The 26,500-nt window shown below is 54.2% G+C and carries 24 protein-coding genes and 1 pseudogene; 17 read left to right on the top strand and 8 right to left on the bottom strand.

Going from position 1 to position 26,500, the window contains the following annotated elements; all coding sequences use genetic code 11:
- Positions 1–70 precede the first annotated feature (70 nt).
- The gene (locus IK012_RS02590) at positions 71–241 is read left to right on the top strand and encodes a type II toxin-antitoxin system RelB/DinJ family antitoxin (RefSeq protein ID WP_367273761.1); all 171 of its coding nucleotides are present in this window, start codon (positions 71–73) and stop codon (positions 239–241) included.
- A 202-nt stretch (positions 242–443) separates the two neighbouring features.
- On the opposite strand, the gene IK012_RS02585 is transcribed toward IK012_RS02590, so the two are convergent.
- From IK012_RS02585 to IK012_RS02570, 5 genes and pseudogenes are all read right to left on the bottom strand, one after another.
- Complete coding sequence (locus tag IK012_RS02585) at positions 444–791, bottom strand: hypothetical protein (RefSeq protein WP_290950037.1); 348 nt, start codon at positions 789–791, stop codon at positions 444–446.
- Between the two features lie 22 nt (positions 792–813).
- The gene (locus tag IK012_RS02580) at positions 814–1,857 is read right to left on the bottom strand and encodes a hypothetical protein (protein WP_290950035.1); all 1,044 of its coding nucleotides are present in this window, start codon (positions 1,855–1,857) and stop codon (positions 814–816) included.
- A 91-nt stretch (positions 1,858–1,948) separates the two neighbouring features.
- Entirely contained in the window at positions 1,949–2,437 is a 489-nt protein-coding gene (locus IK012_RS13575; protein ID WP_367273763.1) for a tetratricopeptide repeat protein, read from the bottom strand.
- Between the two features lie 666 nt (positions 2,438–3,103).
- Positions 3,104–3,274 (bottom strand): annotated as a pseudogene (locus IK012_RS13570) (response regulator transcription factor); the annotation flags it as partial.
- 68 nt (positions 3,275–3,342) lie between these two features.
- Positions 3,343–4,404, bottom strand: coding sequence for a sigma-54-dependent Fis family transcriptional regulator (locus tag IK012_RS02570; RefSeq protein ID WP_290950028.1), 1,062 nt, complete (start codon positions 4,402–4,404; stop codon positions 3,343–3,345).
- Between the two features lie 302 nt (positions 4,405–4,706).
- On the opposite strand from IK012_RS02570, the gene IK012_RS02565 reads away from it, so the two are divergent.
- The 4 genes from IK012_RS02565 (at position 4,707) to IK012_RS02550 (ending at position 8,470) form a co-directional block, all read left to right on the top strand.
- Entirely contained in the window at positions 4,707–6,827 is a 2,121-nt protein-coding gene (locus IK012_RS02565) for a glutamine synthetase III (RefSeq protein ID WP_290950025.1), read from the top strand.
- A 111-nt stretch (positions 6,828–6,938) separates the two neighbouring features.
- Entirely contained in the window at positions 6,939–7,460 is a 522-nt protein-coding gene (locus IK012_RS02560; RefSeq protein WP_173384016.1) for a phospholipase D-like domain-containing protein, read from the top strand.
- A 26-nt stretch (positions 7,461–7,486) separates the two neighbouring features.
- Positions 7,487–7,840 (top strand): DUF1232 domain-containing protein, encoded by a 354-nt coding sequence (locus tag IK012_RS02555; RefSeq protein WP_290950020.1) that lies wholly within the window; start codon positions 7,487–7,489, stop codon positions 7,838–7,840.
- A 6-nt stretch (positions 7,841–7,846) separates the two neighbouring features.
- A complete protein-coding gene (locus tag IK012_RS02550) occupies positions 7,847–8,470 on the top strand; it encodes a hypothetical protein (RefSeq protein ID WP_290950017.1) in 624 nt (207 codons plus the stop codon).
- On the opposite strand, the gene IK012_RS02545 is transcribed toward IK012_RS02550, so the two are convergent.
- Together IK012_RS02545 and IK012_RS02540 are read right to left on the bottom strand one after the other, a co-directional pair.
- Entirely contained in the window at positions 8,467–9,306 is an 840-nt protein-coding gene (locus tag IK012_RS02545; protein WP_290950014.1) for a tRNA threonylcarbamoyladenosine dehydratase, read from the bottom strand. The two genes, IK012_RS02550 and IK012_RS02545, sit on opposite strands and share 4 nt — an antisense overlap.
- 26 nt (positions 9,307–9,332) lie before the next feature.
- Complete coding sequence (locus IK012_RS02540; protein WP_290950011.1) at positions 9,333–10,574, bottom strand: SufS family cysteine desulfurase; 1,242 nt, start codon at positions 10,572–10,574, stop codon at positions 9,333–9,335.
- Between the two features lie 85 nt (positions 10,575–10,659).
- On the opposite strand from IK012_RS02540, the gene IK012_RS02535 reads away from it, so the two are divergent.
- Together IK012_RS02535 and epmA are read left to right on the top strand one after the other, a co-directional pair.
- Positions 10,660–12,048 carry an FISUMP domain-containing protein gene (locus tag IK012_RS02535; protein WP_290950008.1) on the top strand — a complete coding sequence of 463 codons (1,389 nt, stop codon included), beginning with the start codon at positions 10,660–10,662 and terminating at the stop codon, positions 12,046–12,048.
- On the top strand, positions 12,049–13,020 hold the full coding sequence (epmA, locus tag IK012_RS02530; RefSeq protein ID WP_290950005.1) for an EF-P lysine aminoacylase EpmA: 972 nt from the start codon (positions 12,049–12,051) through the stop codon (positions 13,018–13,020). It abuts the gene before it with no gap.
- A 71-nt stretch (positions 13,021–13,091) separates the two neighbouring features.
- Here epmA and IK012_RS02525 read toward each other — a convergent pair whose 3' ends face one another.
- Entirely contained in the window at positions 13,092–13,607 is a 516-nt protein-coding gene (locus IK012_RS02525) for a TlpA disulfide reductase family protein (RefSeq protein WP_290950002.1), read from the bottom strand.
- 53 nt (positions 13,608–13,660) lie between these two features.
- On the opposite strand from IK012_RS02525, the gene IK012_RS02520 reads away from it, so the two are divergent.
- The 10 genes from IK012_RS02520 (at position 13,661) to IK012_RS02475 (ending at position 26,486) form a co-directional block, all read left to right on the top strand.
- Positions 13,661–14,728 (top strand): type IV pilus twitching motility protein PilT, encoded by a 1,068-nt coding sequence (locus tag IK012_RS02520; protein ID WP_173379844.1) that lies wholly within the window; start codon positions 13,661–13,663, stop codon positions 14,726–14,728.
- A 3-nt stretch (positions 14,729–14,731) separates the two neighbouring features.
- On the top strand, positions 14,732–15,934 hold the full coding sequence (locus tag IK012_RS02515) for a type II secretion system F family protein (RefSeq protein ID WP_290949997.1): 1,203 nt from the start codon (positions 14,732–14,734) through the stop codon (positions 15,932–15,934).
- An 894-nt stretch (positions 15,935–16,828) separates the two neighbouring features.
- On the top strand, positions 16,829–19,297 hold the full coding sequence (locus IK012_RS02510) for a TonB-dependent siderophore receptor (RefSeq protein ID WP_290949993.1): 2,469 nt from the start codon (positions 16,829–16,831) through the stop codon (positions 19,295–19,297).
- Complete coding sequence (locus IK012_RS02505; protein WP_290949991.1) at positions 19,281–20,921, top strand: hypothetical protein; 1,641 nt, start codon at positions 19,281–19,283, stop codon at positions 20,919–20,921. The genes IK012_RS02510 and IK012_RS02505 overlap by 17 nt, the downstream gene beginning before the upstream one ends.
- Positions 20,922–21,046: 125 nt before the next feature.
- The gene (locus IK012_RS02500) at positions 21,047–21,856 is read left to right on the top strand and encodes a DUF3450 family protein (protein WP_290949988.1); all 810 of its coding nucleotides are present in this window, start codon (positions 21,047–21,049) and stop codon (positions 21,854–21,856) included.
- Positions 21,853–23,478 (top strand): MotA/TolQ/ExbB proton channel family protein, encoded by a 1,626-nt coding sequence (locus IK012_RS02495; protein WP_290949985.1) that lies wholly within the window; start codon positions 21,853–21,855, stop codon positions 23,476–23,478. The genes IK012_RS02500 and IK012_RS02495 overlap by 4 nt, the downstream gene beginning before the upstream one ends.
- A 7-nt stretch (positions 23,479–23,485) precedes the next feature.
- Positions 23,486–24,166: a MotA/TolQ/ExbB proton channel family protein gene (locus tag IK012_RS02490; RefSeq protein ID WP_290949981.1), complete on the top strand. Its 681-nt coding sequence runs from the start codon at positions 23,486–23,488 to the stop codon at positions 24,164–24,166.
- A 3-nt stretch (positions 24,167–24,169) separates the two neighbouring features.
- The gene (locus IK012_RS02485) at positions 24,170–24,574 is read left to right on the top strand and encodes a biopolymer transporter ExbD (protein ID WP_173345026.1); all 405 of its coding nucleotides are present in this window, start codon (positions 24,170–24,172) and stop codon (positions 24,572–24,574) included.
- 67 nt (positions 24,575–24,641) lie between these two features.
- Positions 24,642–25,292 carry an energy transducer TonB gene (locus IK012_RS02480; protein WP_290949975.1) on the top strand — a complete coding sequence of 217 codons (651 nt, stop codon included), beginning with the start codon at positions 24,642–24,644 and terminating at the stop codon, positions 25,290–25,292.
- A gap of 114 nt (positions 25,293–25,406) precedes the next feature.
- Positions 25,407–26,486 (top strand): tetratricopeptide repeat protein, encoded by a 1,080-nt coding sequence (locus tag IK012_RS02475; protein ID WP_290949972.1) that lies wholly within the window; start codon positions 25,407–25,409, stop codon positions 26,484–26,486.
- Positions 26,487–26,500: the final 14 nt, after the last annotated feature.

Raw genomic sequence — 26,500 nt, 5'->3', positions numbered from 1 at the left:
CAAAATAATTTATTAATATTGCTAGAGGCTAACACAAAGGATAACAGAATACAACTTTAGGTTACATGAGATGAATATGGGTATAGTATCTGTACGTATGGACGAAGAAACAAAGGAAAAATTCACCGGTTTCTGCAAGTCGGTCGGTATTTCTGTCTCGGCAGCTGTGAACATGTTTGCACGCATGACCATTCAGGAAAACCGTCTGCCGTTCGACGTTAAAGGCCTTCCCAAGCAGTAGGCGGGTTCGGGTGTGACCATGTCACCCGGCCCATTTTTTTATCTATTTGTAATACATTTTATGCACTAAGTAGTATTTTTGTGTGGACAAAAACTTGATTGTCAAGACAAATATGTGTGATTTATCGCACACGATTTTTGCAAAAAAAAGAAGGAATGGCGCTTTCAGAGCGCCATTCCTTTTTGCATGTTCAGTCGGCTTGTTACTTGAGGCTGTTGTATGTGAGATCGTTGCTTAATGTCCAGCCTGAAATTGTGTAATCGGCAGTTTTGCCATCCGCGGTGTAGGTGAAGGAACGCTTGTGGTCTTCATTATCCTTGCCCAGGACGACGTCGACCTTCAAATGGACCAATGCTCCCAAGGGGATGTCGGTATCGCTCAGATTGACTGTCCGTTCGGCATATTTGCAAATGTCGTGGTAGCCGGACTGTTCGTATTCCCCGCTTTTGCCGGTTTCGGGATGGGTCCATACGAGTACGATGTGGGCGACGAAATTTCCGTCGTTGTGAAGGGTGAATGCTCTGGCGTTTCCTTCTATTGTTTCAGCCATTGTTAGTTCTCCTTTTTTGAGATTAGGGTTCTTTGTTGTATTTGGTGGTAATTTGGTCTTCGGCGAGGTCTTCGGTTGCGCGGTACAGGTTGATGTAACCGACCTTTTCCGCATTGTCGATGTTGTAGCACAGGTCGTTCGGGGTAACGAACATCGACTGAAGCTCCCGTGCGTTTTCAATGAGTTCCTTGATGGATTTGAATTTATATCCCAAATAATCCAAGAGTTTCATCAGGAAGTCTTCGATTGCGCGGCTCAGAATGTTGGTTTTCATGAGCATGACGCGCGAATTGCCGTTGTCTTCGAGAGCTTCCTTGAGAAGGGCTTCCAAATCGTTTACGCTGTCGTCTTCTTCCTGAACCATGAAACGTGAGGTTTCGAAGTTGTTTTCTGCCGCATGTTCGGCATAGAGGTTGAAAAGCGTCTGGGCCTGGTTCGCGCACTTGAGGACGTGCATATCGGAATTGCTCAACTTGATTTTGAGATCCTTGTTGTTTTTCGATGCGTCCAGGTAGCACTGGTAGACAAACGAGGAACAGACCATCGTGTGTTCGCCCTTGTGCTTCTTTTCATCAATCAGCTTCTTGATTTCTGCCGCGACAATCTTGAGGATGCCGATGATGACGTGCTGCTTGATGTTGACGTGGGAAATATCCTTGAAGATGAGAATCATGGCAAGCAGGACGAGATCGGAATAGGGATAGGGCATCTTTAGGTCGAGGTAGCCCTTGGCGCTATGGAGGACGGGGTAAAGTTCGGAATCCGAGAAGAGGTCGCCCTTGTCATTTTTCTGGAGTCGGCAGACGTAGGCGCATCTGGAATCTTCCTTGTCGATGACTTCGTGAGCGTGTAGGCCGGATTGTCCGGCATCGGCGAGCGCTTCGACGGGGCTGTCCTGGAAATAGAGAGCTCCGTGCGTCACCTTGGAATTGGTGAGCATCATGATGGCGCTGGATATGCCATGGTCGTCCTCACCTTCGAAGGTGAGAATATCGCCTGGTCTCAGGTCCTTGATGGTAAGTTTCTGTTTGTAATAATCCTTCGGATCTTTGGGTTCTGTATTCATATTGCAGTTTCCTTTATTTGGTATTTTAAAGATAAACTGCGATAGTATTATTTGTCCATAACCCGAATGGACTATTTTTTAGGGCTAGTGCTTACGGAAAAACGTTGCTGATACAGCTGAGAATGACGTTTTTTTTCGAAGGCGCAATGCCCGAAAGCAATTTTTCCAGATCCGACTTCTTGAAATGCGGGTGATACTCGAAGAATTTCTTGATGTGGCTTTCGCTTTGTTCGAAATCGCCTTTACGATTTTTGCAGGCGATGACGATTAACCTTGCAAGTGGTGTTTCGGGGTGGAAAAGGACGACTTGGGCGGCGACTTCCTCGCTTTCATCGTATTTTTCTTGCAGGTAGTAGATGAAAGCCTTTGTTGTCGACTGGAGGGCCATTCCGGCGGATTCCGGAAGGTAACGCTCGTTCTCGTTGAACAGGTGGAGGGCTTTGTCCTCTTTCCCGGTGAGCAGGTAGATTTGTGCGAGCATGCTCCGAGTTCTGAAATCTTCCGGATTTGCCTTCAGTATTTGCTTGAAATAAGCGATGGCCTCGCTTTTGTTGCCGATGACGATATTGTAGACGCCCATCATGAACTGCGAGTAGATGGAGTAGGGGTTGTTTCGCATTTCGGAACAAGCGATTTTCCCAATTTTGGCCACGTATTCTTCGGCGTTCGCCCAGGACTCGTTGATTGCGGCGTAATAAGCTAAAACGAGTGAATTGGCCGCATAGACATGGTGGTTCTCTTTCGTGCACAGGGTTTCGAGTACCGGGACGATTTCGTCGAAGGCTTCCCTGCAGGTGCTTTGAATCTTGAAGTTCGCATAACAGGAGGCGTACCACCATAGCGGAGTCCTGTTTCTGTTCTTTTCGTAGGCGTGTGCGGCAGCTGTTGTGATGTGGTTGAAAAGCTGGATGGTGATTTGCGAGGCTAATAGCTGAATGTCGCTATCTGCGGAAATCTTTTTCGATGCGGACCAGAGAATTTCGGAGGAACCGCTCTTGTATAGGGTTACAAAGAGGGTGTCGTCCTTGCCCTGGGCGCTCGTGACTTGTATTTGATAGGTGGATTCCGACTGCGAGGATACGTTGTCTGTGATTCGGAACAGGTGGTAGTGGTGCAGGGCTTCTACAATCGAAAGGGACACGTCCTTGGCCAGGGGGGTGGCGTTCAGTTTGTCGCTGCCTGTGATGGCAATATGTATGTCGTTGGTTTCTTCGGCAGTGTTGGCTGGTTTTTCGTCAATGTTGGCTGAAACCGCTTCTGTCCTGTTGGTGACTTCCAGAATCTTGTATATGTTGGCTAGATGTACCTTGACTGTATTCTCTGATATACTCAATGTCCTACATATTTCAGCGTTTGTAAGACCTTTACGAAGTAATGATAGAATTTCTTTTTGGCGAGAGGTGAGGAGCTTGCTCTGTTCTTTCATAAGTATGAAATAAATATAAATAAATTAAGAACAGTAGCGGAATAATAGATATGTATAAATTAAGTAACTAATTTGAATTTATTTACTTTGTAGTGCATCATGCGGGGGCTTACGGAGAGGTCGCGTCCGGCGGCGGAAAGGTTCCCGTTGTTGCGGCGGAGCGCCTCGGTCAGAATTTCCTTCTCGTAGCTTTCAAGGAGCGTCTCGAGCGAGGCGCCCCCTTCGGGGATGATAGACGTTTTGCTGGTGACATCGGTTTGCAGCGTGGGCGGCAAGTCGTGCGAATGGATGCAGTCGTCGGTGGTGGCGAGCGCCGCGCGTTCGATGCAGTTCTCGAGTTCCTGTACGTTGCCCGGCCAGTGGTAGCTCATGAGCATGTCGATGGCGGGCGTGGAAAGGCGCATCACGTGGCGACCGTACTTGAGGTTCACTTGCGCGATGAAATGTTCCGCCAAAAGCAATATGTCGCTCTTGCGCTGCGCCAGGTCGGGGAGCGTAATCTGCACGATGTTCAGGCGGTAGAAGAGGTCTTCGCGGAAGAGCTTTTGCTGCATCATCTCTTCGAGGTTTTTGCTCGAGGCTGCGATGAGGCGCACGTCGGAATGGAGTTGCATGTTTCCGCCCAGGCGGTTGAAGGTCTGGCCTTGCATAAAGCGCAGGAGTTTTTCCTGGTCGGGGAGGCCGAGCGCCGAGACGTCGTCCAGGAAGAGCGTCCCGCCGTTTGCGAGTTCCGCCTTGCCGATGTGCCGGGTATTCGCGCCGAGGAACGCTCCGCGTTCGTAACCGAAGAGTTCGCTCTCGAAGGCGCTTGCCGGGTTCCCGAAACTTTCGCGCAGGTTCGCGCACCCGAGAACGGTGAACGGCCCTCCTTTGCGCGGGGAAAGTTCCGCGATGGTGCGGGCGGTGAGTTCCTTGCCGGTGCCGTCGTTGCCGTAGATGAGCGCGGGCGCGTCGTTGCCGGCGCAGGCCTTGATCTGCTTGTAAACTGCGCGCATCTCGCCGCTGTTCCCGACCATCTTGCCGGGCTTCTCGTCGATGATGTCGCGCAGTTCGCGGATCTCGCGTTCGTACCGCTCGACCTGCGCCTTTAGCTTCTCGATTTCTTCGGTTTCGTTAAGCATAATCTCTTCCAAATGTCACCCTGACGCTTGGTCATCCTGACGCAAGTCAGGACAGGGTCGGCTGTCACTACCCGCGAAAAGCCGATGCTGATTTTCATCAGCATGACTCCGTTGGCGACGTCCTTAGCGTGGTTCCTTCATGTAAATTTTACGTTTTTGTAATAATATACATTAATTTTACAAAAATGTAATGAAATTTGGGAAAATCGACCCAGAAATCGGGTGCCACGCCCCGTTTTTATTCCTAATTTCCTTTTCATAAAATGAAAAACGCCTGAAAATGGCAAAAAACGAGGTTCAAGATGAGCGTAAGCTACCGCAAAAAGACAATCAACGAAATCGCGAAGGAAGCGACCGCGCCGACCAAGCCGGCAGCCCCGGTGAGCGTGGACTTCTACGGCGAAGACGTGTTCAACGCTGAAGCCATGCGCGAATACCTTCCCAAGGACGTCTGCGAAAAGTTGATCGCGACCATCAACGAAGGTGCCGCCCTCGACGCGAGCATCGCGGGCGATGTGGCGCACGCCATGAAGAAGTGGGCGATGGACCGCGGTGCCACGCACTTTACGCACTGGTTCCAGCCGCTCACCGGCTCTACCGCCGAAAAGCACGACTCCTTCCTGGAACCGGACGGCTGCCGCGCCATCATGGCGTTCAGCGGCAAGAACCTCATCGTCGGTGAACCGGACGCATCGTCCTTCCCGAGCGGGGGACTCCGTTCCACGTTCGAAGCCCGCGGCTACACCGCCTGGGACCCGACCTCTCCGGCATTCATCAAGCGTCACGGTAACGGCGCCACGCTCTGCATCCCGACCGCGTTCTGCAGCTATACCGGCGAAGCGCTCGACAAGAAGACTCCGCTCCTGCGTAGCCTGCAGGCCCTTTCCAAGTCTACCCGCCGCCTCATGACCTGCTTCAAGGCCGGCCCCAAAAAGACGACGGTGACGCTCGGTGCCGAACAGGAATACTTCCTGATTGACAAGCGCTTCTACCTGCAACGCCCCGACCTTTACCAGGCCGGCCGCACGCTGTTCGGTGCCGCTCCCGCGAAGCACCAGCAGATGGACGACCACTACTTCGGCAGCATTCCGGCCCGCATCTTGAACTTCATGAACGAAGTCGAGACCGAACTCTGGAAGCTCGGCATTCCGGCCAAGACGCGCCACAACGAAGTCGCGCCCGCGCAGTTCGAACTCGCCCCGATGTTCGAAGAAGTGAACCTCGCGTGCGACCACAACATGCAAATCATGGAAGTGCTCCGCAACGTGGCCGACAAGAACGGTCTCGTGTGCCTGTTGCACGAAAAGCCTTTCGCCGGCGTGAACGGTTCCGGCAAGCACAACAACTGGTCTGTCTCTTACGGCAAGGGTAACTTGCTCAACCCGGGCAAGGACCCGCACCAGAACGCCGTGTTCCTTACCACGCTCTGTGCCATCATCTATGCCGTCGACACCCATGCCGACCTGCTCCGCATGACCACGGCTGGTGCCGGCAACGATCACCGCCTCGGTGCGAACGAAGCTCCTCCGGCAATCGTCTCCATGTTCCTCGGCGACCAGCTCATGGACGTCATCGAACAAATCGAACAAGGCGTGCCCAAGTCCAGTAAGCAGGCCGGCGCGCTTCGTATCGGTGCCGATATGCTTCCGCCGCTTCCGCGCGACGCTACCGACCGTAACCGTACTTCGCCGTTCGCCTTCACCGGCAACAAGTTCGAATTCCGCGCTCCGGGTAGTAGCCAGAGCTGCTCCGAACCGAACGTGGTTCTGAACACCATCGTGGCCGAGGCGTTCGACATGATTGCCGAACAACTCGAGAAGCTCGACGAGAAGAACTTCCACACGGGCCTGCAGAAGATCCTGCAGAAGATCGTGAAGGAACACAAGCGCGTTATCTTCAACGGCAACGGCTATACCGACGAATGGGTCGCCGAGGCCGAACGTCGCGGACTCCCGAATATCCGCACCTCCGTGGAAGCCCTCAAGGCCCTCACCAAGGAAGAGAATATCCAGCTGTTCGAGAAGTACGGCGTGATGAACCGCCGCGAAATGGAATCCCGCTACGAAATCAACGTCGAGGACTTCCACAAGCGCATCCACATCGAAGGCGAAGTCTGCCGCGACATGGCGAAGAACATCATCATGCCGAAGGTGGTCGAGGCCTACTCCAGCGCCCTCAAGACGAACGAGATGGCCTTGAATCAAGGCTTCCCGGGCGTCGATGCCTACGTGAAGTCCTTGGGTGAAGGCGTCAAGAACCTGAGCGCCGCAATCGCTACGATGGAAGACAGCCTGAACGGTCTCCACGAAGGCATTCTCGATGCGATGGCCGGCCTCCGCAAGGTTGTCGACGGTCTCGAAAAGGTGGTGCCGGACGAGTTGTGGCCGCTGCCGAAGTATCGTGAGATGTTGTTTATTTATTAATAAACAACATCGGCTGCGTTTTTTCAACGAAGTGCCGTTTTTGAAAAAACGGCATTTTGTGTTTTATACGGGAAACGTTCGCTTTCCCGCTTTTATTGTATATTTCCTTATATGCCCACATTCACCAAGTACATCCAGAACGAGGAACATTACTCCGAGGTGATTTCCCGCATCGCGAAGGTGCGCGAGACGTTGTGGATTGGCACGGCCGATATCAAGGACGTGTACGTGAAGCAGGACGGCGATTCTATCCCGCTGCTCGGGCAACTTGCGACGCTTCTCAAGCGCGGGGTGGGTGTGCGGCTCATTCACGCGAAGGAGCCGGGCCCGAACTTCCGCGAGGATTTCGACCGGTACAAGATTCTCGCGACGGACCTGGAGCGCGTGATGTGCCCGCGGGTGCATTTCAAGATGATGATTTTTGACCTGGAGACGGCTTACATAGGGTCGGCGAACCTCACGGGTGCGGGTATCGGTATGAAGAGTTCCCTGCGCCGCAACTTCGAGGCGGGCATCCTCACCAACGACCCGGCGATTGTGGAACCCGCAATCGAGCAGTTCGATACGCTTTGGATGGGTTCTCACTGCAAAAAATGCGGTCGTCAGGAATTCTGCGGGGACAGGATTAAGTAGTTTTTATAAAAAACAAAGGTGGTAATATGGACAAGGAACCAGAAATTGTCGAAGCGGAAGTTGTCGAAACCAATGGCGCTTCTGATTTCAAGAAAGGCCTCGCGGTTTTCTTCGTCATCATGTCGATGCTCTATGCGGTTTCGCCGATTGACCTGGCTCCGGATACGATTCCCGTGGTGGGCTGGCTTGATGATGTCGGGTTCCTTGCTGCCGCGACGATGAATATTGTCCAGCAGTTTGCGAAAGACCAGAATTCCTCGATGGTGAAAATCCTTAAATACACAAAGTGGCTCTTGATTATTGCGACGGTTATTGCGGCGTTGCTACTGGGTGGTTTGCTGGTTGCTATTGGGTTGTTAATCGCCTACGCAGTGGGGTGATTTAAAATGAGTTGCACGTTGGATTCGAATCTGGTTTTTCTTGGCGAGGTCGAGCCGGATAATCTCGCTTACTTGGCGGGTATTTTGTTTGGCGGCGCGGCTAGTGGCAAGGCGAATGATTGGCAGGCGCTTGCTAGCGGGGTAACGCGGCTTGGCGCAAGCTACCAGGAGCTCGTTGACGGCGTCGTTGAAAAGGTGGGCCTGACCGCTGCCGTGAAGGGAAAAGATATTGCCGAAAAAGAGCAGGCGGTTGTGGAATTGTTGCGAAGGCCGATTTTGAGGCAGATGGCTATTTTCGATCTGGACAAAATGACGGCCGATATTCCCGAAGACATGAGCGACAAGGACGCCAATGAGCTTTGCAGCTACCGGATGTCTTCTAAGATGGAAAAAGATTCCAAGACGTTTTCGATGGAAGAATTCCAGCTTGTTCTAAAAGATGCGTTCGGCGACGACACTCGGATGGAAATGTTGCTGCAGATGGCCGAATCGGAGCAGAAGCAGTTGGGCAAAAAGAAGGGCGAACTTCCGGAACCGTTTATTCCGGCGCTTCGGATGCCCGACCCCAACATAGGGAAAATTGTCCAGGCGGTTGTGGAAATCGCTCGGTTGCGCAAGTTTGTTGCCTAGGCTTGCTCTTTACGGGCTAAAGCCTTCTGGTAAATATCCTGCATCACGAGGCCCGCGATCGTGAAACCGAAAATGGCGGTGGCATGCGCCATGGTGCCGTTGATTTGCGCTTTGCTGCTGCACCATTCGTGGCCGATGAGTTCGGCGTTCTTGAGTTCCGCTTCGCTGTGCTCGCTGCGGACCTTGGGGCACATGCAGGCTTCTGTTCCGCAGGAGGAATTCTTGCCGCGGTTTTTCAGGAGCTCGTCGCTGTAGACGCACAGGACCTTTTTCTTGAGGTTCTTCTTCTTACGTTTGAATTTGTCGCGGAGGGCGCGGGCGAGGGGGCAACCGGCTACTTTCCAGAATTCGGCGACCTTGATGCGCGTGGGGTCCATCTTGAGGGCGGCGCCCATCGAAGAGAATACGGTCGCCTTGGTGCGCGTGGCGTGCCAGAGCAACTGCATCTTGTTTTCGAGGCTGTCGATGGCATCGATGATGTAGTCGAAAGTGTCCAGCTGGAATTTGTCGGTATTCGCTTCCTCGTAGATGTCCTGCAGGGCGACAATATTGGCGTGCGGGTTGATTTCCAGGAGGCGGTTCTTGAGGACTTCGACCTTGACTTGCCCCACGGTCTTGGTGGTGGCCATCAGTTGCCTGTTCACGTTGGTGACGCACACGCGGTCCGAATCGACGAGGACGAGTTCCTTGATGCCGGAACGCACCAGGCTTTCGGCGCACCAGCTGCCGACTCCGCCGAGCCCGAAGATGATGACGCGCTTCTGGTAGATGCTGTCCATGACATCGTCACCGAGAAGGAGCGATGTGCGGTTGAAAATCCCTTTTTCGATACCCATGATGAACTCTGCGGCGAATCCGCGAATTAAGCGAACAGTCGGACGACTCTCTGAAGGCCCGCAACAAGGCGGTCGATGTCGCGCTTGAGCGTGTAGGCGCCAAAGCTCAGGCGGAGCGTGGCGTCGACGCCAAAGCGGTCCATCACGGGCTGGGCGCAGTGATGCCCGCTGCGGACGGCGATGTTCTCTTCGTCGAGAATCATCGCGGCGTCGCTCACGGCGATTCCATCCAGGGTGATGCTCACGAGGGCGCCGCGTTCCTTCGGGTTCCCGAGCACTTTCACCTGCGGGATTTTTGCGAGCTGTTCCAGCGCGTACTGCGTGATTTCAGCTTCGTGCCTGCGGATGTTCTCGATGCCTTTTTCGCTAATCCATTCGATGGCCTTGCCGAGCCCGATGACTTCGGCGATCATGGGCGTGCCTGCCTCGAAGCGGGCGGGAACGTCGGCGTAAGTCGTCTTCTCGAAGGTCACGTTCTTGATCATCTCGCCGCCGCCATGCCAGGGGGGCATGGAATCCAGAACGTCGTATTTGCCGTAGAGCACGCCGACCCCAGTGGGGCCGTACATTTTGTGCCCGCTGAAAGCGAGGAAATCGCAGTCGAGCGCCTGCACGTCAATCTTGATGTGGCTCGAACTCTGTGCACCGTCAATCAGGATTTTTGCCTGCGGGGCGGCGGCGCGGACCGTCTTGATGATTTCTGCAATCGGGTTCACTGTCCCGACGGCGTTGCTCACGTGCGTTACGGCCACCATCTTGGTGCGTGCATTCAAAAGCCCGGGTAGTTTGTCCAAATCCAGGTCGCCATCGTCCTTGACGGGAATGACCTTGATCTTGGCGCCCTTCATTTCGGCGACGAGCTGCCAGCTCACGATGTTCGCGTGGTGTTCGAGCCCGCTAATCAAAATTTCGTCGCCGGCTTCGAAGAACTTGCGGCCGTAGCTCCATGCCACCAGATTGATGCTCTCGGTGGTGCCGCGAGTGAATACGATTTCGTCTTCGCTCTTCGCGTTAATGAACTTCGCAACGTTCTTGCGTGTGGCTTCGAATGCTTCGGTGGTGCGGGCGCTCAGGCGGTACACTCCGCGTTTTACGGAGCTGTAGTGCTCGCGGTAAAAGTCGTCCATCGCGTCGATGACGCATGCGGGTTTTTGCGTGGTGGCGGTGCTGTCCAGGAAGGCGAGCGGTTTTGTATCGTTGTCGCCTGCGACGAGCATCGGAAACTCGCTACGGATGGCCTCTGTATCAAAAGAATTCACGTTATCCATGACCAAAATGTAGAAAAGTTGTATGTCTTGGCGGTTTTTTGCAAAATCACTTTGCTATATTGAAAATACAGAATGAGAGGATAGTATGAAATTATTCACTAAGTGTATGACTGCCGTCGCAGCTTCGATTCTTGCGACTGCTGCTTTTGCCCAAGAAGAACTCCGCGATGCCGTGGACGCCGGCGATATCATCGCCGCCCAGAAGATGGTCAAGAAGGGCAAGATTGAGGAAGTTTACTGCGGCAAGCTCACTCCGGACGATGCTGTTCGCGTGTACGAGAAGATTTTCAAGTCCAATCCCGAAGAATCCTTTGCGAACTGCCCGACGCAGTTTGCCTATGGTTACGGCGTGAAGGCTTGTTCGAATCCCAAGGCGGTCGACGCCTGTAACGAAGTCATTTCTCTCTTGCTCCTGGATGCGGAAACCGGCAATACGAAGGCGCTCGATGCCCTGGAAAATGTCGCGAAGGTCGCGGTCAAGACCAAGGGTTACGCCAAGCCGGTCAAGATGTATGCGGACACTTCCGTATGGATGCCGTGTCCGAAGAAGGGCAAGGCCCGCAATTCCTGCATGGAGGATTGCTTTATCCAGGCTCAGAGCATGAACGACACCCTGCGCCAGACGACTTGCGAAACCAAGCCTGAACGTTTCGTGGAAGATACGACCATTGCCGTGATGCGTCCGTCTCCCTTGTACGAGAACCTTCGCAAGGGCCTCGTCGAAGGCTACTGGAAGGCTCCGAAGCCCGCTGCCGTGAGGTACGCGGACATGCTCCAGGCGAACGCACGTGCGCTTTCTCTCCCGGATTCCGTCGTCATTAACCTGGATTACGTGAACCGTTGGGCCGACAAGCACATGGCCGATTCTACTCCGCTGCCGGGCAGCGAACTCTTCCGCTTCTGCGCGAGCTGGCAGCCGCAGGTGGACTCCATCCTCGCTTCCAAGGAACTGACGACGCGTTGCCCCGTGTTCGAGGAATTCGTCGACCCGCGCGACAACCAGAAGTACAAGGTCAGGGAAATCGGCGGTGTCAAGTGGTTCGTGCAGAACCTGAACTTCGTGGTGGAAGGCGGCTCCAACTGCTATGACCGCGACGAAGAAAACTGCGCGACGTACGGCCGCCTCTATACGCAGGTTGCAGCCCAGACCGCATGCCCCGAAGGCACGCACCTTTCTACCGACGAGGACTGGAAGGCGCTCGAAACGTTTGCCGGCGGTGTGGATGTGGCTGCTGAAAAGCTGCGCAGCAACGGTGGTGACGACTATGCGTTCACGGCTCTGTTCGGCGGCTATGCCAACAAGACCATGAACTCCGTTATTCAGGGCGAAGGCGCTTATTTCTGGACGGAAAGGCAGTTGAAGGATGGCCGTGGTCTGGCCCGCTCGATGTTCAACACGGACAACAACGTGACATCGATGCCTGTCGAAAAGGAATTCTGGCTTTCTGTCCGTTGTGTGGTGAACGGCAAGTAAATGCAATTCGAGGGTTTGGAGTTTTCGCCGACGTGTGACCGCGAGACATGGATCTTGCGGCAATCACTGATGAACAAGGTGCGCAAGTTCTTTGAACTGCGTGGCGTGCTCGAAGTGGAAACGCCCGTGCTTTCTAACGCAGGCGGTACGGATCCGCAGCTCGATTACTTCGAGGTGGACGGCGTTCCTAGGCACTTCCTCATGACGAGTCCCGAGTTCCACATGAAGCGCCTGCTTTCGGCGGGATTCGGCGACATATTCCAGATTACCAAGTCCTTCCGCAAGGATGAATTCGGTTCGCATCACAACAACGAGTTCAGCATGGTGGAATGGTACCGCGTGGGCATGCCGCAAGATAAGCTCATGGACGAGGTGGAAGCGCTCGTGAGCGAAATTGTCGGGAAGCCCTTGAAGGCGCGTCGCACCCGCTGGATGGACGCTTTCAAGAACTATGCCGGCGTGAATCCGTTCTGCAAGGACTTGAACAACTTTGTCGAGACTTGCGAGTACTACAACATTCCGATACCCGAGGGCAAGGAACGCATGAGCCGCGAGGACTGGTGGGACTACCTGATGGTATTCGTGGTCGAACCCGCTCTGGCGGCGAACGGCGCGGAATTCATTATGGATTACCCGCCCTCGCAGGCGGCCCTCGCGCAGACCTATACCGACAAGGAAGGCTTCGTGTGGGCGCGCAGGTTCGAACTGTTCGTGGACAAGGTGGAACTTTGCAACGGCTATACGGAACTGACCGACGCGGACGAACAGCGCCGCCGGTTTAATGCGGATCTGGAAATCCGCCGCCGCATGGGCAAGCCCCTTCCTCCGATAGACGAGAACTTCCTTTCGGCGCTCGAATCGGGTATGCCCGCCTGCTCGGGCGTGGCGCTCGGGCTGGACCGCCTGTTCATGCTCGCCCTGCACAAGGACGAGATCAAGGACGTCGTCCTTTTCCCGAGTCCGATTGCTTAACCATCGTTATCCCGCGCGTTACACCGTAGCCTTGCTCAACAAGGCAAGTGTGTCCATTAGCAGTATTTCGGTTATCTTACCAGCGATTTTATCGCGCGGCGCATCCTTTTTTCGTCGATGAGGCCAGCCTTTACGAAGTCGATTTTCCCGTCTTTGTCGATGAGGTAGCTTACGGGGATTACGCGCGGGTTGCCTAGCATGTTTATCAGGTCGTAGTTCCAGTGAAGCATGGTCCACGGCATCGAGTATTTTTTCTTGAACCGGGATGCGATTCTCACGTTGTCGTCTTCGCTAATCATGAGCACCTTGAAACCGTCGCCGGCGAATTCGCGGTAGAGCTTTTCGAGGGTCGGCAGTTCCGCGATGCACGCCGGGCACCAGCTTGCGCTCAGCACGATAAGCGTCACCTTCCCCTTATGTGTTTTAAAGTCCGTTTTTCCGCCGTCCACGTCTAGGGCTTCGAAGTTCTCGATCCTTTCGGGCAGGGCCTGGAACGGCCGAGACTTCTCGCGGTACACCTGGTACGCGATGAACAAAACGGCAATTAAAATTGTGATACCGATGACTTTGAACGATTTAAAGCGCATTTCTATAGAGAATTTATGTTTTTTTCGGGCGGTTTTAAGTTATATTCTTGAATATGGCATACAATATTCAAGACCTTCTCTCCGAAATGGTGAAACGTGGCGCGTCTGACCTGCACATTACTGCAGGTGCGCCCCCGCTGGTGCGTCTTTCCGGCAAGCTTACCCCCCTCGGCGACGACAAGCTCAAGCCCGACGAAACCATGCGCATGACGTACAGCCTTATGAACGAACTCCAGAAGAAGTCGTTCGAACAGAATAAGGAGTGCGACTTTTCTTTCGGTATCGCGAATCTTGCGCGTTTCCGTGCCAACGCCTACCTGCAGCGCGGCTGCGTGGCCCTGGCCCTGCGTATCATCCCGCTCGAAATCAAGACCTTCAAGGAACTCGGCCTTCCGAAAATTCTCGCCGAGTTCACGACCCGCCCCTCCGGCCTCGTGCTGGTGACGGGTGCTACCGGTTCGGGTAAGTCCACGACGCTTGCCGCCATGATCGACAAGATCAACAAGGAACGTCATGACCACATCTTGACGGTGGAAGACCCGATTGAATTCCTGCACAAGCACCAGGGATGCATGATCAACCAGCGCGAAGTCGGTAGCGATACCAACAGCTTCTCGCAGGCGCTCAAGATGGCGCTCCGTCAGGACCCGGACGTGGTGCTTATCGGCGAAATGCGTGACCTCGAGACCATCCGTGCGGCGCTTACGATTGCGGAAACCGGTCACTTGGCCTTCGCAACCTTGCATACCAACTCCTGCGTGCAGACCATCAACCGCGTGGTGGACGCGTTCCCGAAGGGCGAACAGCAGACGGTGCGTACCCAGCTTTCGTTCGTGCTCCAGGGCGTGATATGCCAGACGCTTATCCCGAAGATCGGTGGCGGCCGCGTGATGGCGTACGAAATCATGAACGTGACTCCGGGTATCCGCGCGCTTATCCGCGACGACAAGGTGCACCAGATTGAATCCATGATTGAAATTGGCCAGAAGTTCGGTATGAACACGATGAACATGTGCCTTTGCGAACTGGTCAAGAACCACAAGGTCGACCGCTTCGAGGCGCTCGCCCGTTCTCCGAGCCCGGACCAGTTGGAACAGCTGTTTGTGAAGGAAGGAGTTTAATCGATGGCAGAATTCCTATACAAGGCGCAAAATTCCCAGGGAAACAGTTTCGAGGGCACGCTTGATGCCAAGGACAAGGCCGAGGCGGAATCGCTCCTCCTGCGTCGCCGTCTCACTATCGTGAGCTTGAAGAAGAAGCCGAAGGAAATCAAGATTCCTATCGGTAACGGCATCAAGCACGAGGACCTGACCCGCTTTACGCGTATGTTCTCGTCCATGTGTTCTGCGGGCCTCCCGATGCTCCAGTGCTTGAACATTCTCGAGGAACAGTGCGAGAATCCGGCATTGAAAGACGTGGTGCACAAGGTGACGCAGTCCATCAATGGCGGTTCTTCGCTGGCCGATGCGCTCTCGCAGCACCCGAAGGTATTTGACGCCCTGTATTGCAACATGGTGGCGGCCGGTGAAGCGGGCGGTATTCTTGAAGGAATCCTCGCGCGTTTGGCCGAGACGATGGAAAACAGCATGCGCCTCAAGCGCAAGGTGAAGAAGGCCCTGACCTACCCGGTGATGGTTATCATTGTGGGTATCGTGGTGGTGATCGCCCTTATGACGTTCGTGGTGCCGACCTTCGCCGAACAGTTCGCTGCCTTGGATGCGGAACTCCCCGCTCCGACGCAGGTCGTGATGAACATCTCCGATTTCTTGGTAAACAACGGCGGTTTCCTTTTCCTTGCCCTGGTAGCGATTATTATCGCATGGAAGATGGTGATGAAGGTTCCCGCGGCCCAATTTGCTTTCGACAAGTTCCTCTTGAAGGTTCCGAAAATCGGTGACCTGCAGATAAAGTCGTCTACGGCTAGTTTTGCGCGTACGCTTGGAACCTTGTTGAACGCCGGTGTCAGCGTGATGGATGCCTTGAAGGTGGTGGCCTCGACCGCCGGCAACAAGGTGGTGGAAAAGGCGATTGGTAGAATTGCGGTAGGCATTGCGGGTGGTAAGTCCATTGCCGACCCCATGACGGAAGTAGGCATTTTCCCGCCCATGGTTATCCAGATGACCGGTGTGGGTGAGAAAACCGGTAACTTGGGCGGCATGCTTTTGAAGCTGGCAGATTTCTACGATGAAGAAGTGGACGCCGCAGTGGATAGCGTCGTGAGCATGATCGAACCGTTGATTATCGTGTTCTTGGGCGGTGCTGTCGGTGCGCTGTTGATCGCTATGTATATGCCTATGTTCTCCATGGGCGACGCAATCAAAGGGTGATCTTTCGTCCAAAACGCATCGCGATACTTCGTTGCAGGGCTCCTCGCGTACTTCTGTACGCCACGTCGCCCTGCGCCTCGTCTCGCTCGGTTTTGAACGAAAGCTCGTTTTAGGTTAAAATTCCGCAGTTGCGGAATTTTTTTTAGTTAGAAGAAACTTCCGTACGCCTTTAATCATCTGTGCGCTTTGCCTTGCTCGGTTCCGAGCGATTTTTTTATTTTGCTAGCAGAAGTTTTAAGGTAATGTGATATGGAATTCTATCTCTGGTTTCCGCTATACTTTTTCCTTGCGATTATTGTGATTCGATCAAAAAAGATTGAGATTGGTGAGTTTATTGTAATTCGCTGGAATGAGCAGCCAGTATTGTGTGCGGGCGTTTTTGTTGCGTTTCTTTTAAGTGGATTTGATGGACTCTTCAATATTTTGTCTTTTTTTAATAAGTCTTTATTTTCAGAAGAAGGCTTGAAAATTTTAGATAATGTTACATGTGTTTTTTGGGAATTTGAAGTTCTTCTTCTATCTGTATTGATAAAGAAATTCACGATAAAGAAAAAGAGTTATACGTGGAAAGAAACGCCCATAATTAGGTCTTGTGTCGTAGTTTTTCACATTTTTTGTTCGGCTATTCTCCTCAAGCAACTAATTTAATCCCCTAAGCGGGCCTTTCTCGCTCGGTTTTGACGCCTTCAGCGTCCGCGGCTGCAACTCGAAAATGCAGGTAAATAAATTTACCTGCGCTTTTGATTATTCTTGGATTTTTTGAGGGGAATTCAAAAAAAAAGTGACACTTTTGCGGTGCTCGGGTGTTTTAGTGGCAGATAGGGATTCCTATTTGTTATTTTTGTCGAAATACGGGATTTTTTGTTGAAACTATATACTGGCATTGTTGTTCTTTTGGCGGCTGCGTCCGCCTTGGCGCAGGAACCGGCTGCGGGGTCGGATGCTGTTGCCGGAGATTCCGCGCAGGTCGCGGGAATAGTCTTCAACGGCGTCGTGCAGGATCCGTCCTTTGCCGAGGGCGAAAAGCTGAATGTGGAAATCCTCGAGTCGGGGGAGGCCCTGCAGACGACGGTCGGCGAACCTTTTAGCATCGTGCTTCCGGAAGATACGCTCTGGAACGTTTGCGTCACCAATTCCGATACGGCGGGCGCCGAGAAGGAAAAGTGTTACGAACTCAAGTACGTGGGACCGGACCGCGCCTTTTCGCAGGCGCTGGGCGACAGTTTCGCGGAAGACTCCGCGGCGGTCGTGGCTGCGGATACGGCGGCACCCGCAGAGCCCAAGAATGACAGTGCTGGTGTTGCCGCGGCTCCGGCCGACAGTCCGGAAAAGGATGTCGATGTCGAAGCCCTCCTTGCCGGCGGCAACAACGAGAAGGTGACCGAGCTGAAGAAGGTCGTGGTGCAGTTGCGCAAGCGCCCCAAGCGCAAGCCGGGCGAATCGGTGGTTTCGGCGAAGTCCATCAAGCGCATGCCTGGCCTTGCCGAGGCCGACGTCATCAAGAGCATCCAGGCGCTTCCGGGCGTGGTGGCGAGCTCCGATTTTAGTTCCAAGATTTATGTGCGCGGCGGTGCCGCCGACCAGAATCTGTTCCTGTTTGATAACGCGGTGGTTTATTCCCCGGTGCATTTCTTCGGGTTGTTCAGCACGTTCCTTGTGGAAGGCATTGACGAGGTGCAGTTCTACAAGAGCGGGTTCCCTGCGCAGTACGGCAACCGCCTGAGTTCCGTCTTGAAGATGGACGGACGTGCGGGTGGCCAGGATACTGTCGAAGAATGGTTCAGCAAGACGAGCGTCAAGATAAGCACGTTTGCGGCACAGCTCCATACGGAGGGCCACAAGGGCCCGGCCCGCTGGGTTGTCGCCGGCCGTACCACCTACATCGGGTTCATGCTCGGCCTGATGAACGCGGTAGGCATGCTGGACCTGGATCTGGACTACGAGTTCACGGACTTGCAGGGTACCTTCATGTACAATTTCACCGAAGATACGCGCCTCAAGTTCAGTTTCTATGTGGGCAAGGACCGCCTGAGCTTTGACCCGCTCTACATGGACTGGGGCAACGTCGCGATTCCCGTGAATTTCATGCACCGCATCAATGGCAACTGGGATTACAACGCCACGTTCGCGTTTAGCGAGTTCTACCAGACGATGAAGGTCGGCGACCTCATGTCTATCGAGATGTACCTCTACACGTTCGCGGGCAAGCAGTGGCTCAACTACCGCGGTATCGACAACCACACGTTCACGATTGGCTACGAACTGGAATACGACTACGAGCGTTACCAGGAACAGATGTCTTCCATGATGATTGCCGATATCCAGAAGCCGTTCCACCACGTGGGCTACGTGCAGGATGCCTGGAAGCTTTCTCCCGATTGGTTGCTGCAATACGGTATGCGATTCAACTACCAGACTGCCGCGAAGCATTTCGGCGTGGAACCGCGCGCCTCCCTCACGGTGAATATCGACGACACGAAGACGCTTGAGTTGTACGGCGGTTATTACTTGCAGTACATGAACTCGATTGTCTATACCGACCAGGAGACTTTGAACGAGTTCTATTACCCGGCGACGACGACTACCAAGGGCAAGCATATCAAGCCGGCTTCTTCGTGGCTCATTGCCGCAGAATACAGCCAACGCGATATATTCGACGGCTACGATGCGACTGTTGGTCTGTATTACAAGACGCAGAGCGGCCTGAACACGTTCCAGACGGTCTTGGACAGCAACGAGGAAACGGCGTCGGATGAATTCGTGATTGCTGACGGGTTCGGCACGGCGGATGGCTATTCCTTCGGTTACGAACTTTCGCTCCGCAAGAATAACGGCTGGTGGTTTGGCGGTATCAACTGGAGCCAGAGCGTGAGCGTCGTGCGCACGGACGATGGAACCAATGCCTATTACCCGAGCTGGCATCAGCCTTATGCGCTCAAGCTGGATGCTGGTATCAACTGGAAGGGCGGTGATGAAGCCCTCGGGAAATACAAGGGAAAAGCGAAGGGTCGTTACCTGAGATCGTCCATCGCGCTCAAGTATTCCGCAGGTATGCCCATCAGCGAATACAAGGGTTATTACTACCCGCAGGAAATGGCCAACCAGCAGTATTCGGACAAGATTACGGTGCTGCCGGGAAGCCGCAATGCGGGCCGTCAGTCGGACTACTTCCGCATCGACGTGAAGGCTATCGACATGGGTCGCGAAGGCAAGTGGAATTTCAGCTGGACCATCATCAACCTGACCGACCACGAAAACATGTTCTATACATTCTACGATACGAGCAAGAACCCGCCCAAGAAGACAGAAATTACTCAGTTCCCCTTTATGCCTATCATGCTGAACTATGAATACTATTTCTAGAATCCTCTGCGCATTTGCGTTCGCGCTCCTTGTTGCTTGCGATTTCCACGGGCCATGGAGTTTCTATCCCGAGGACCGCGAAGTCTATACGGGTATCTATACCTACGGTTACGTCCTTAACGGTGGGGAAGCGAGCATCTGTTTTTCGAAGGTCTACGAACTGGACGAGACTTCGGCCGAGAATTTCGCGTTCTACGATAGCGCCTACGTGACGGTTTCGGGAAAATTCACCGACAGTCATGGCGCCGAAGTCGATACGACGGCGGTCCTCACGGTCACGGGCAGCAAGCCGAACTGTTTTTCCGAAGGCGAGTTCTCCGGAATAGCCGGCGAGACTTACTCGATGGAAGCCTTCTTCAAGTGGGACAGTGCGGGCAATACGGCGAAAACCACGTTCCGCGCGCAGGCGACCATCCCGAATCCCGTGAGTATCAAGGGACTGAGCGTGCCGCAGCAGGACGGCAGTTTCGAGTGGATCGAGTACGACGAGAACGAAGAAGTCCGCATCAAGTTCCTGGAATTCCCGCTGGACATGGAAACTGTGAAGTGCGCGCTCAACTACGACAAGTCCATCAAGGGCGTGATATCCATACTGCAATACGGGATGGAAAGCGAGGAAGCGCAGAACACGACCATCAACATGATGCTCTCGGGCCTTATCGAGCCTGATTCTATGGGTTATAGCGGGGTCTCCATGCACGACCCGCTGGAGCACGAGGCGAATCTCGGATACACGACGAAGCAGAGTATCGGTGGTATCCAGGCGCTCGACACGCTTTTCTTGCCGAACATGATGATGCCTCTCGGGCGTGTCACCGTCGTATTTTACACGACGGACGAGGCCTACATCGATTATGAAAGTAAGGTGAAGGGCTCTGTTTCCGATTCGCGCATCGTTCCGGAATCGAATATCGAGAACGGCATGGGCGTGTTTAGCGGAATGGCGAGATCTACGTTCACGTTCTATGTCGACGGCGAGAATGGCGTACCGATGAAACACATCGCCTTTGCCAACTGCGACGCAACCTCCGATGGCGATAACAAGAGTTGGGCCTCGCGCGGTTGCAGGCTTTACCAGGATGTGTTCTGTTCGGGAATGCCTGTCGACAGCATCGAACAATACGACTTGATGACGGCCAATGAAAAGGCTCCCGATTATTATACCAAGGGAGAATACCGGAGCGAAAAGACATGCTTTCCGTCGCTCGTGAAGGCGGCGATGATGAACAAGGAAGAAAAGTGGTCGGCATACCTGCCCGACTCTATCAGCGACAAGAACAAGTCGGACGCCTATGCCGACGGCCTCAAGCGTTACTGCGTGGCTAGCGGTTTCGAGAGCAATTCGATTGCGGATTGCAAAGAACTCGAGAATCAGTGCATGGAAAGTCCCGAGCAGAATAGCTGCAAGGAATACCTGTGGAACTGGTGTGCCGATAGGGGCCTGCCGAACAGGTCGTCCATGGATAACTTGACATGCGATGCAGCGCTTGTCAGCCGTTACTACCTCGAAGAACAGAAATCGAGCATTATCCATGATCAGGTGGAAAGCCTGTGCGATGCTTACCGTTTCCCGATTTGCAACAACTGGTGCAAGGAACGCAAAGGTCGTATGGAATGCGAATAAGTTACGAATCTCTTCTTTTTGCGTCGGGACGGTGACATTTTTTGTGGGTTCGGGTGTTTTAATAATGTAGTTTTGAAATCAAACCATTGCGGATATTTATGAAAAGATTGAATTTATTACCCATCATGCTTCTGGTCTTTGTGATGTCGGGATTGGCCTTTGCCGACCGCACTTCCGAAATTCAGGATCTCAAGCTCGAAAAGGAAAAACTGAATTCCGAGATTCAGAAACTGAACCGGCAGATTGTCGCTACGGATTCGATGCTCAAGGCGGACGATTCCCGCTACAAGACGCTCCAGCAGCGCTACAAGGCCGATAAGGACCGCCGTCGTGCCGAAATCGACAGCCTGAATATGAAAATCCATGCGGTTGCGGGCCAGTTGCAGGAAGAACGCAGCAAGCAGGCGCGTGCGAAGAACCGTACCGAGAATGTCGCCGCGAAGCGCAAGGCCCTCCGCTCGGCGCTTGCCGCCATCAGCAAGCAGCTTGAATCTCAGGTGTCGCAGACGGTTCCTTGGGAACGCGAAACGCGCCTCGATCGCGTAAAGTCCCTTACCCGCGATATCGAGAGCGGGAACGCCAGCGAAGAAGAAGCCTTTTCCCGTCTCAAGTCGCTTATTGCCGAAGAGACGAAGTTCGGCGACGAGGTCGCTATAATAAATAGTCCGCTTACGCGCAAGAACGGCGAACTCATCAATGCCTCGATTTTGCGTATCGGCAACCAGTGGATGGTCTATTCCGATGACAATGGTTCCGTGTACGGGTACCTGGTGCGCCGTATCGAGAACGGGAATGTGGTTTATGAATGGAACGAGGATTTGAATTTGGAAGAACGTAGTGCAGTCAAGCTCGCGATAGACGTGAAGCAGGCTAAAAAGCCGCCCCAGGTCGTGAAATTGCCGGTGAGCATTTCCGTGGTGGGAGGCGAAAAATGAATAAGAATGTCATTCTGAAAAATCGAAGCGCTGTGAGAATTTCTGGACGTTTTGTTGCCGTTGTTTGCCTGCTTGCGTCTTCCGCATTTGCGTGGCCGTGGTCGTCGGGCGAAAAGAAGCAGTCTGCCGAAGACCAGGAACGCATCAAGGATTCCCTGCAGCTCGAAGAAGTGCGCACGTTGCAGCGCGAGGTGGAAACGCTTACCCGCATTCGCCTGCAGAAGGCGGACTCGCTCGAAAAGCTGGAAGCGGAACACTGGAAGAAGCGCTATGCAGAATCGCAGTTGACCGAGGAACACCAGACGGAAACGCGCGAACTGGACGGACGCTATTCCAAGCTTTCGACGGATTTGGGCCGCGTTAACGAAGAAGTCATGGCAAGCCGCAACGTGACTAGCGAAGCCGAAGAAAACGCGAAGAGCGAGGAGAGCGCTTACGATGCGCTGAACACGCAGGTGAAGCTTTCCATCGACAAGACGCTCGGCGAAGTTACGGGCGACTATCCCGTAGGCATGAACGGTCGCCTTCTGCGCTTGAAGGAAGCCTCCGATGAGACCGAAAAGAAGGTCCCGAATACGCTGGGCGCTGCCCGCGGTTACTTGGCTGACTTGCTGCTGCGCCACGAACTGACCTACACGCAGTCGGTCGGCCGCGAAATTTCTCAGGTGGGCAACCGCCCCGACGTGACCGTAGAACGCTTGCGTCTCGGTACGGTGTTCCTGGGCGAAGTCGCAACGGACAACGGCGAAGTGCAGGCCCTCCTGCGCTCCGGCGCCTTGCAGGGAAAGGTTTTCGAATGGAACTCTACGCTCCCTCCCGAAATGGCTGCGGGCGTGAAGCAGGCGGTGAAACAGGCTTCCGCAAGCGTTGTCGCTCCGGCTGATTCCACGCAGGATTCCACCCGCGTATCTGCGGCGGCATCCGCGATGGTCGACATCCCGCTGGATGTTTTGCAGAACAAGGCCATCAAGAACGCGATTACGGACACGAAGGAACTGACCTGGACCGAGGAATTCCAGGCGTTCTTCAAGAAGGGTGGCATCGTGATGTACCCGCTGGCCCTTGTCGCGATATTTGCATTGCTGCTTTGCTTGGAACGCTTCCTCGTGCTCTCTTACCGCGGGCACCTGAGCCGCCGCTTTATCAAGAAGCTCGGCAAGCTTGTGAATGAAACCAAGTATGAGGATGCCGCGAATCTTTGCCTCAAGAAGGAAACGAGCCTCTCGATGGTGCTGTTTGCGGTGCTGAACCGCGCCCGCGAAACGCGCGAAGATGCGGAACGCTCCCTGCAGGAAGCCCTCCTCCGCGAGCAGCCTAAACTGGATCGCCGCATGGGGCTTTTGGCTGCCATGGGTACCATCGCCCCGCTTCTCGGCCTTCTGGGTACGGTGACGGGTATCATCACGCTCTTTACCGTGATTACCGAAGTGGGCACGAACGACGCCCGCGTGCTGGCCGGCGGTATTTCCGAAGCTCTCGTCACGACGGAGACTGGCCTTGTCATCGCTATTCCCGTGATGATTTTGCATGGGCTTCTGAGCGAAAAGATTGAAAAGGTCACCAGCGAAATGTATGTGCAGAGCATGGCGCTCATGAACAAAATTTTCGGGAAGGAGTCGTAGTTCGGGCATGTCCAACTCGTTCTACATATTTGTCGAATCCCTGAGGAACACGTACGAGGCGGGCGGCGTGGTTATGCTCCCGATCCTCCTTGCGGGTGTCATCGGATTCTACTTCCTGTTCTCCAGCTGGTTCCGCATCGGCCGCGATTTCTTCCGCAAGGATGTCCACAGGGTCATCAAGCGCATGCGCCTGGACCTGAACGGCGGAAACGAGGAATACGAGAAGAACGGCGAAGAGCCGAGCGTGGCGAAGGCTTTGAGGCGTTTGCGCAAGCGTGGCGGGCTCCTGTCCAGGGAACTCAGCTATGCGATTAGCGTTGCGCAGGAAAATCCCGAGGGTTTCCGCGACTATATGCAGGTGCGCCTCGCGAAGACGGTGCGCTACATGGAGCAGGGCAACCACGTGATTTCGGTGATGGCTTCTGCCGCCCCGCTGCTCGGGCTCCTCGGCACGGTGACGGGCATGGTCTCTACCTTCGAGGTGATTACCCTGTACGGCAACCAGAACCCGGTGCTCATGGCCGACGGCATTTCGGAAGCGTTGATTTCGACGCAGAGCGGACTCCTGGTGGCATTCCCGCTTACGCTTTTGAAACAGCGCCTGGATGAACGCGTAGAAGTTTTGCGCCAGAAGATGGAACTGGGCGCTACCGTAATCGAAAACTATTTTGTCGAGAAGAAGGCATAGTATATGGAATTCAACTTGCCGAAGAGAAAACAGAAGGATATGGGCATCGAAATGGGCCCGCTGATGGACATCGTGTTCATCCTGCTCATCTTTTTCGTGGTGACGTCTTCGTTTACCCGCGAGACGGGCGTCGACGTGACTAAGCCGCAGGCGCAGTCCGCAAGCCAGCTCGAAAAGGAAAACCTGCTCATCGCCATCACGCGCGAGGGGACGGTGCATATCAACGAACGCCAGGTGGACATGGCCAGCCTGCAGGATATCTTGAAGCAGTCGCTTGCCAAGGCGCCCGACAGGGAAGCCGTGGTGATTGCGGACAAGGGCGCCGAAACGGGCGTACTCGTCCAGGTGATAGATATGTGCAATTTGGCGGGCGTGAAGAAGGTCTCGATTGCGGCGCAGGCGGAATGACGCGGAGTGTCATCCTGAGCGAAACGAAGTGAAGTCGAAGGATTTCTATAAGAACTAGTTTGAATCTATGATTTTCAAGTATTTAAAAAAACTTGTGAAGCGTTTCACCATCCTCTTCGCGGCTATCCTTGCGAGCGCTGTCCTCGTGTTCTCCGTGACGATGGCGAACCTGTTCTTGACGGGAAAGGTTTTCCACGAAAAGAAGTACACGAAAACCGAAATCGCCGTCAAGAAGGTCGAAGAGGTCGAGAAAAAGATAGAGAAGAAGAAACCGGCGCGCAAGCCGAATCGCCAGAAGTCCAATTCGCGTTCGCCCAAGGCGGGCCCGAGGCTCGCGATGAACCTGGGGACGGCTTCGGGAACCGCGGGGGCAGCCATCAACGAGGAACTGGTGGCCGATTTCCGCGGCGGTGCGCTCTCTACTGAAAAGGGCGATGTCGACAAGAAGCCCGAAAGCCGCACGATGCCCAATTTCCAGGTGCCGGCAAAAATCAGGGATAGCGAAATGGACGCGATGCTTCGGCTTTCGTTCTGCGTGGACGTGAATGGCAAGGCGTACGATATCAAGGTGATCGAGGAATCTCCGGCTGGTTCCGGACTTGCCGCCGCCGGCCGCGAGGCCCTTGGCCGCATGACGTTCGCTCCGGCAGAAAAGGCGGGCAAGGCGGTTCCCTTCTGCGGAATGGAACAACCGTTCGAAGTGAAGTTCAGGGACTAGTGTAATGTGTAAGGCTGGCGCTACGGTTATTGGTCTATAGTTACTGGTTATTAGAATTGCAGGTTGATATTAAAAGTTATGGATTCTAGATATTTTATAAATATTTGTTATGGATTGCGGCGGAACGTCCGCGGGCGTGTTGCAGCCTGTTGTTCCCGTAGTCTCGTTTCCCGCTGTTCCCTGCTAGTCGCTTTTGTATTCATAGCATGCTCTTTTGCGGCGCAGTCCGCGTACGACCTGATGGAACGCGCGAACGTCCTCTACCGCGACGGCAAATTCAAGCAGGCCATCACGCTTTACCGCAAGGCGGAATCCCGCGGGGCGGACCCCGTCGCCACCAGTTTCAACATCGCGAACAGCTATTACCAGAGCGGCATGTTCCCCGAGGCGGCCGCCACGTACCGCAAGGCGGTCGACTATTCTGCGGGCAAGTTCTCCCCGGCGCTCTTCAACATGGCAAGCGTGTACTTCCGCCTGCGCCAATACCCGGAATGCGTGGCGGCGTACCACCGCGCGTTGAAACTGGAGCCGGAAAATGTTTCCGGCTGGCTTTACTTGGGCGAAGCCTACAGTAAAACCGGCGACGGGGTCGGCGCCCTCCGCGCCATCGAAAAGGCCTACCAGCTCGACAAGGAAGACATAAGCATTGTCTACCAGCTTTCGGAAGCGAACATCGCTCTGAACGATTTCGAGCGCGCCGTGGCCGTAGTCCGCGAGGGCTATGCCGCGCACCCTGACGAAGTGGACTTCTTGGTGTATCTCGGCGATGTCTACCGCCTGAACAAGCAGTTCGAAGAAAGCGCAGCCGCTTACCGCGAGGCGCTGGGCGTGCGCCCTGACGACACGGCGACCATGTATAAGCTGGCGGATGTCCTTGCCGAAGACAACAAGCCGTTCATCGCGATGGATGTGCTCAACAACCTGGTGCAAATCAAGCCCGACTTTAGCGATGCGGCCATATTCCTCGGGAACCTTGCCTACGATGCGAAGTTTTACGACCGTGCCGAGGCCGCCTACGAGCTCGCTGCCAAGCAGGGCAATGCCGAATCCGTTTTCGGTTTCAAGAACATGGCCTACGACGCTCACGCCGAAAAGCGCGATGACGAGGCGCTGCGCCTGTTGAAAGTCGCACAGAAGTATTTCCCCGACGACATCACCGTTCAGGCCGATATTTTGGAATTCGAGAAAAATTAAAAAGTCCGGCGTTA

The sequence above is a fragment of the Fibrobacter sp. genome (assembly GCF_017551775.1).
Taxonomy (GTDB): domain Bacteria; phylum Fibrobacterota; class Fibrobacteria; order Fibrobacterales; family Fibrobacteraceae; genus Fibrobacter.
Note: the sequence above shows the minus strand (reverse complement) of the source record. Positions and strands in the feature narration are given on the sequence as shown.

What these genes read in the sequence shown, in the direction of transcription:
- IK012_RS02505 (WP_290949991.1), top strand. Translation starts at nt 19,281, where the DNA reads ATGAATACTATTTCTAGAATCCTCTGCGCATTTGCGTTCGCGCTCCTT.
- IK012_RS02495 (WP_290949985.1), top strand. Translation starts at nt 21,853, where the DNA reads ATGAATAAGAATGTCATTCTGAAAAATCGAAGCGCTGTGAGAATTTCT.
- IK012_RS02540 (WP_290950011.1), bottom strand. Translation starts at nt 10,574, where the DNA reads ATGGATAACGTGAATTCTTTTGATACAGAGGCCATCCGTAGCGAGTTT.
- IK012_RS02555 (WP_290950020.1), top strand. Translation starts at nt 7,487, where the DNA reads ATGGACAAGGAACCAGAAATTGTCGAAGCGGAAGTTGTCGAAACCAAT.
- IK012_RS02525 (WP_290950002.1), bottom strand. Translation starts at nt 13,607, where the DNA reads ATGCGCTTTAAATCGTTCAAAGTCATCGGTATCACAATTTTAATTGCC.
- IK012_RS02550 (WP_290950017.1), top strand. Translation starts at nt 7,847, where the DNA reads ATGAGTTGCACGTTGGATTCGAATCTGGTTTTTCTTGGCGAGGTCGAG.
- IK012_RS02500 (WP_290949988.1), top strand. Translation starts at nt 21,047, where the DNA reads ATGCTTCTGGTCTTTGTGATGTCGGGATTGGCCTTTGCCGACCGCACT.
- epmA (WP_290950005.1), top strand. Translation starts at nt 12,049, where the DNA reads ATGCAATTCGAGGGTTTGGAGTTTTCGCCGACGTGTGACCGCGAGACA.
- IK012_RS13575 (WP_367273763.1), bottom strand. Translation starts at nt 2,437, where the DNA reads ATGGGCGTCTACAATATCGTCATCGGCAACAAAAGCGAGGCCATCGCT.
- IK012_RS02485 (WP_173345026.1), top strand. Translation starts at nt 24,170, where the DNA reads ATGGAATTCAACTTGCCGAAGAGAAAACAGAAGGATATGGGCATCGAA.
- IK012_RS02560 (WP_173384016.1), top strand. Translation starts at nt 6,939, where the DNA reads ATGCCCACATTCACCAAGTACATCCAGAACGAGGAACATTACTCCGAG.
- IK012_RS02545 (WP_290950014.1), bottom strand. Translation starts at nt 9,306, where the DNA reads ATGGGTATCGAAAAAGGGATTTTCAACCGCACATCGCTCCTTCTCGGT.
- IK012_RS02515 (WP_290949997.1), top strand. Translation starts at nt 14,732, where the DNA reads ATGGCAGAATTCCTATACAAGGCGCAAAATTCCCAGGGAAACAGTTTC.
- IK012_RS02480 (WP_290949975.1), top strand. Translation starts at nt 24,642, where the DNA reads ATGATTTTCAAGTATTTAAAAAAACTTGTGAAGCGTTTCACCATCCTC.
- IK012_RS02580 (WP_290950035.1), bottom strand. Translation starts at nt 1,857, where the DNA reads ATGAATACAGAACCCAAAGATCCGAAGGATTATTACAAACAGAAACTT.
- IK012_RS02585 (WP_290950037.1), bottom strand. Translation starts at nt 791, where the DNA reads ATGGCTGAAACAATAGAAGGAAACGCCAGAGCATTCACCCTTCACAAC.
- IK012_RS02590 (WP_367273761.1), top strand. Translation starts at nt 71, where the DNA reads ATGAATATGGGTATAGTATCTGTACGTATGGACGAAGAAACAAAGGAA.
- IK012_RS02535 (WP_290950008.1), top strand. Translation starts at nt 10,660, where the DNA reads ATGAAATTATTCACTAAGTGTATGACTGCCGTCGCAGCTTCGATTCTT.
- IK012_RS02490 (WP_290949981.1), top strand. Translation starts at nt 23,486, where the DNA reads ATGTCCAACTCGTTCTACATATTTGTCGAATCCCTGAGGAACACGTAC.
- IK012_RS02520 (WP_173379844.1), top strand. Translation starts at nt 13,661, where the DNA reads ATGGCATACAATATTCAAGACCTTCTCTCCGAAATGGTGAAACGTGGC.
- IK012_RS02565 (WP_290950025.1), top strand. Translation starts at nt 4,707, where the DNA reads ATGAGCGTAAGCTACCGCAAAAAGACAATCAACGAAATCGCGAAGGAA.
- IK012_RS02570 (WP_290950028.1), bottom strand. Translation starts at nt 4,404, where the DNA reads ATGCTTAACGAAACCGAAGAAATCGAGAAGCTAAAGGCGCAGGTCGAG.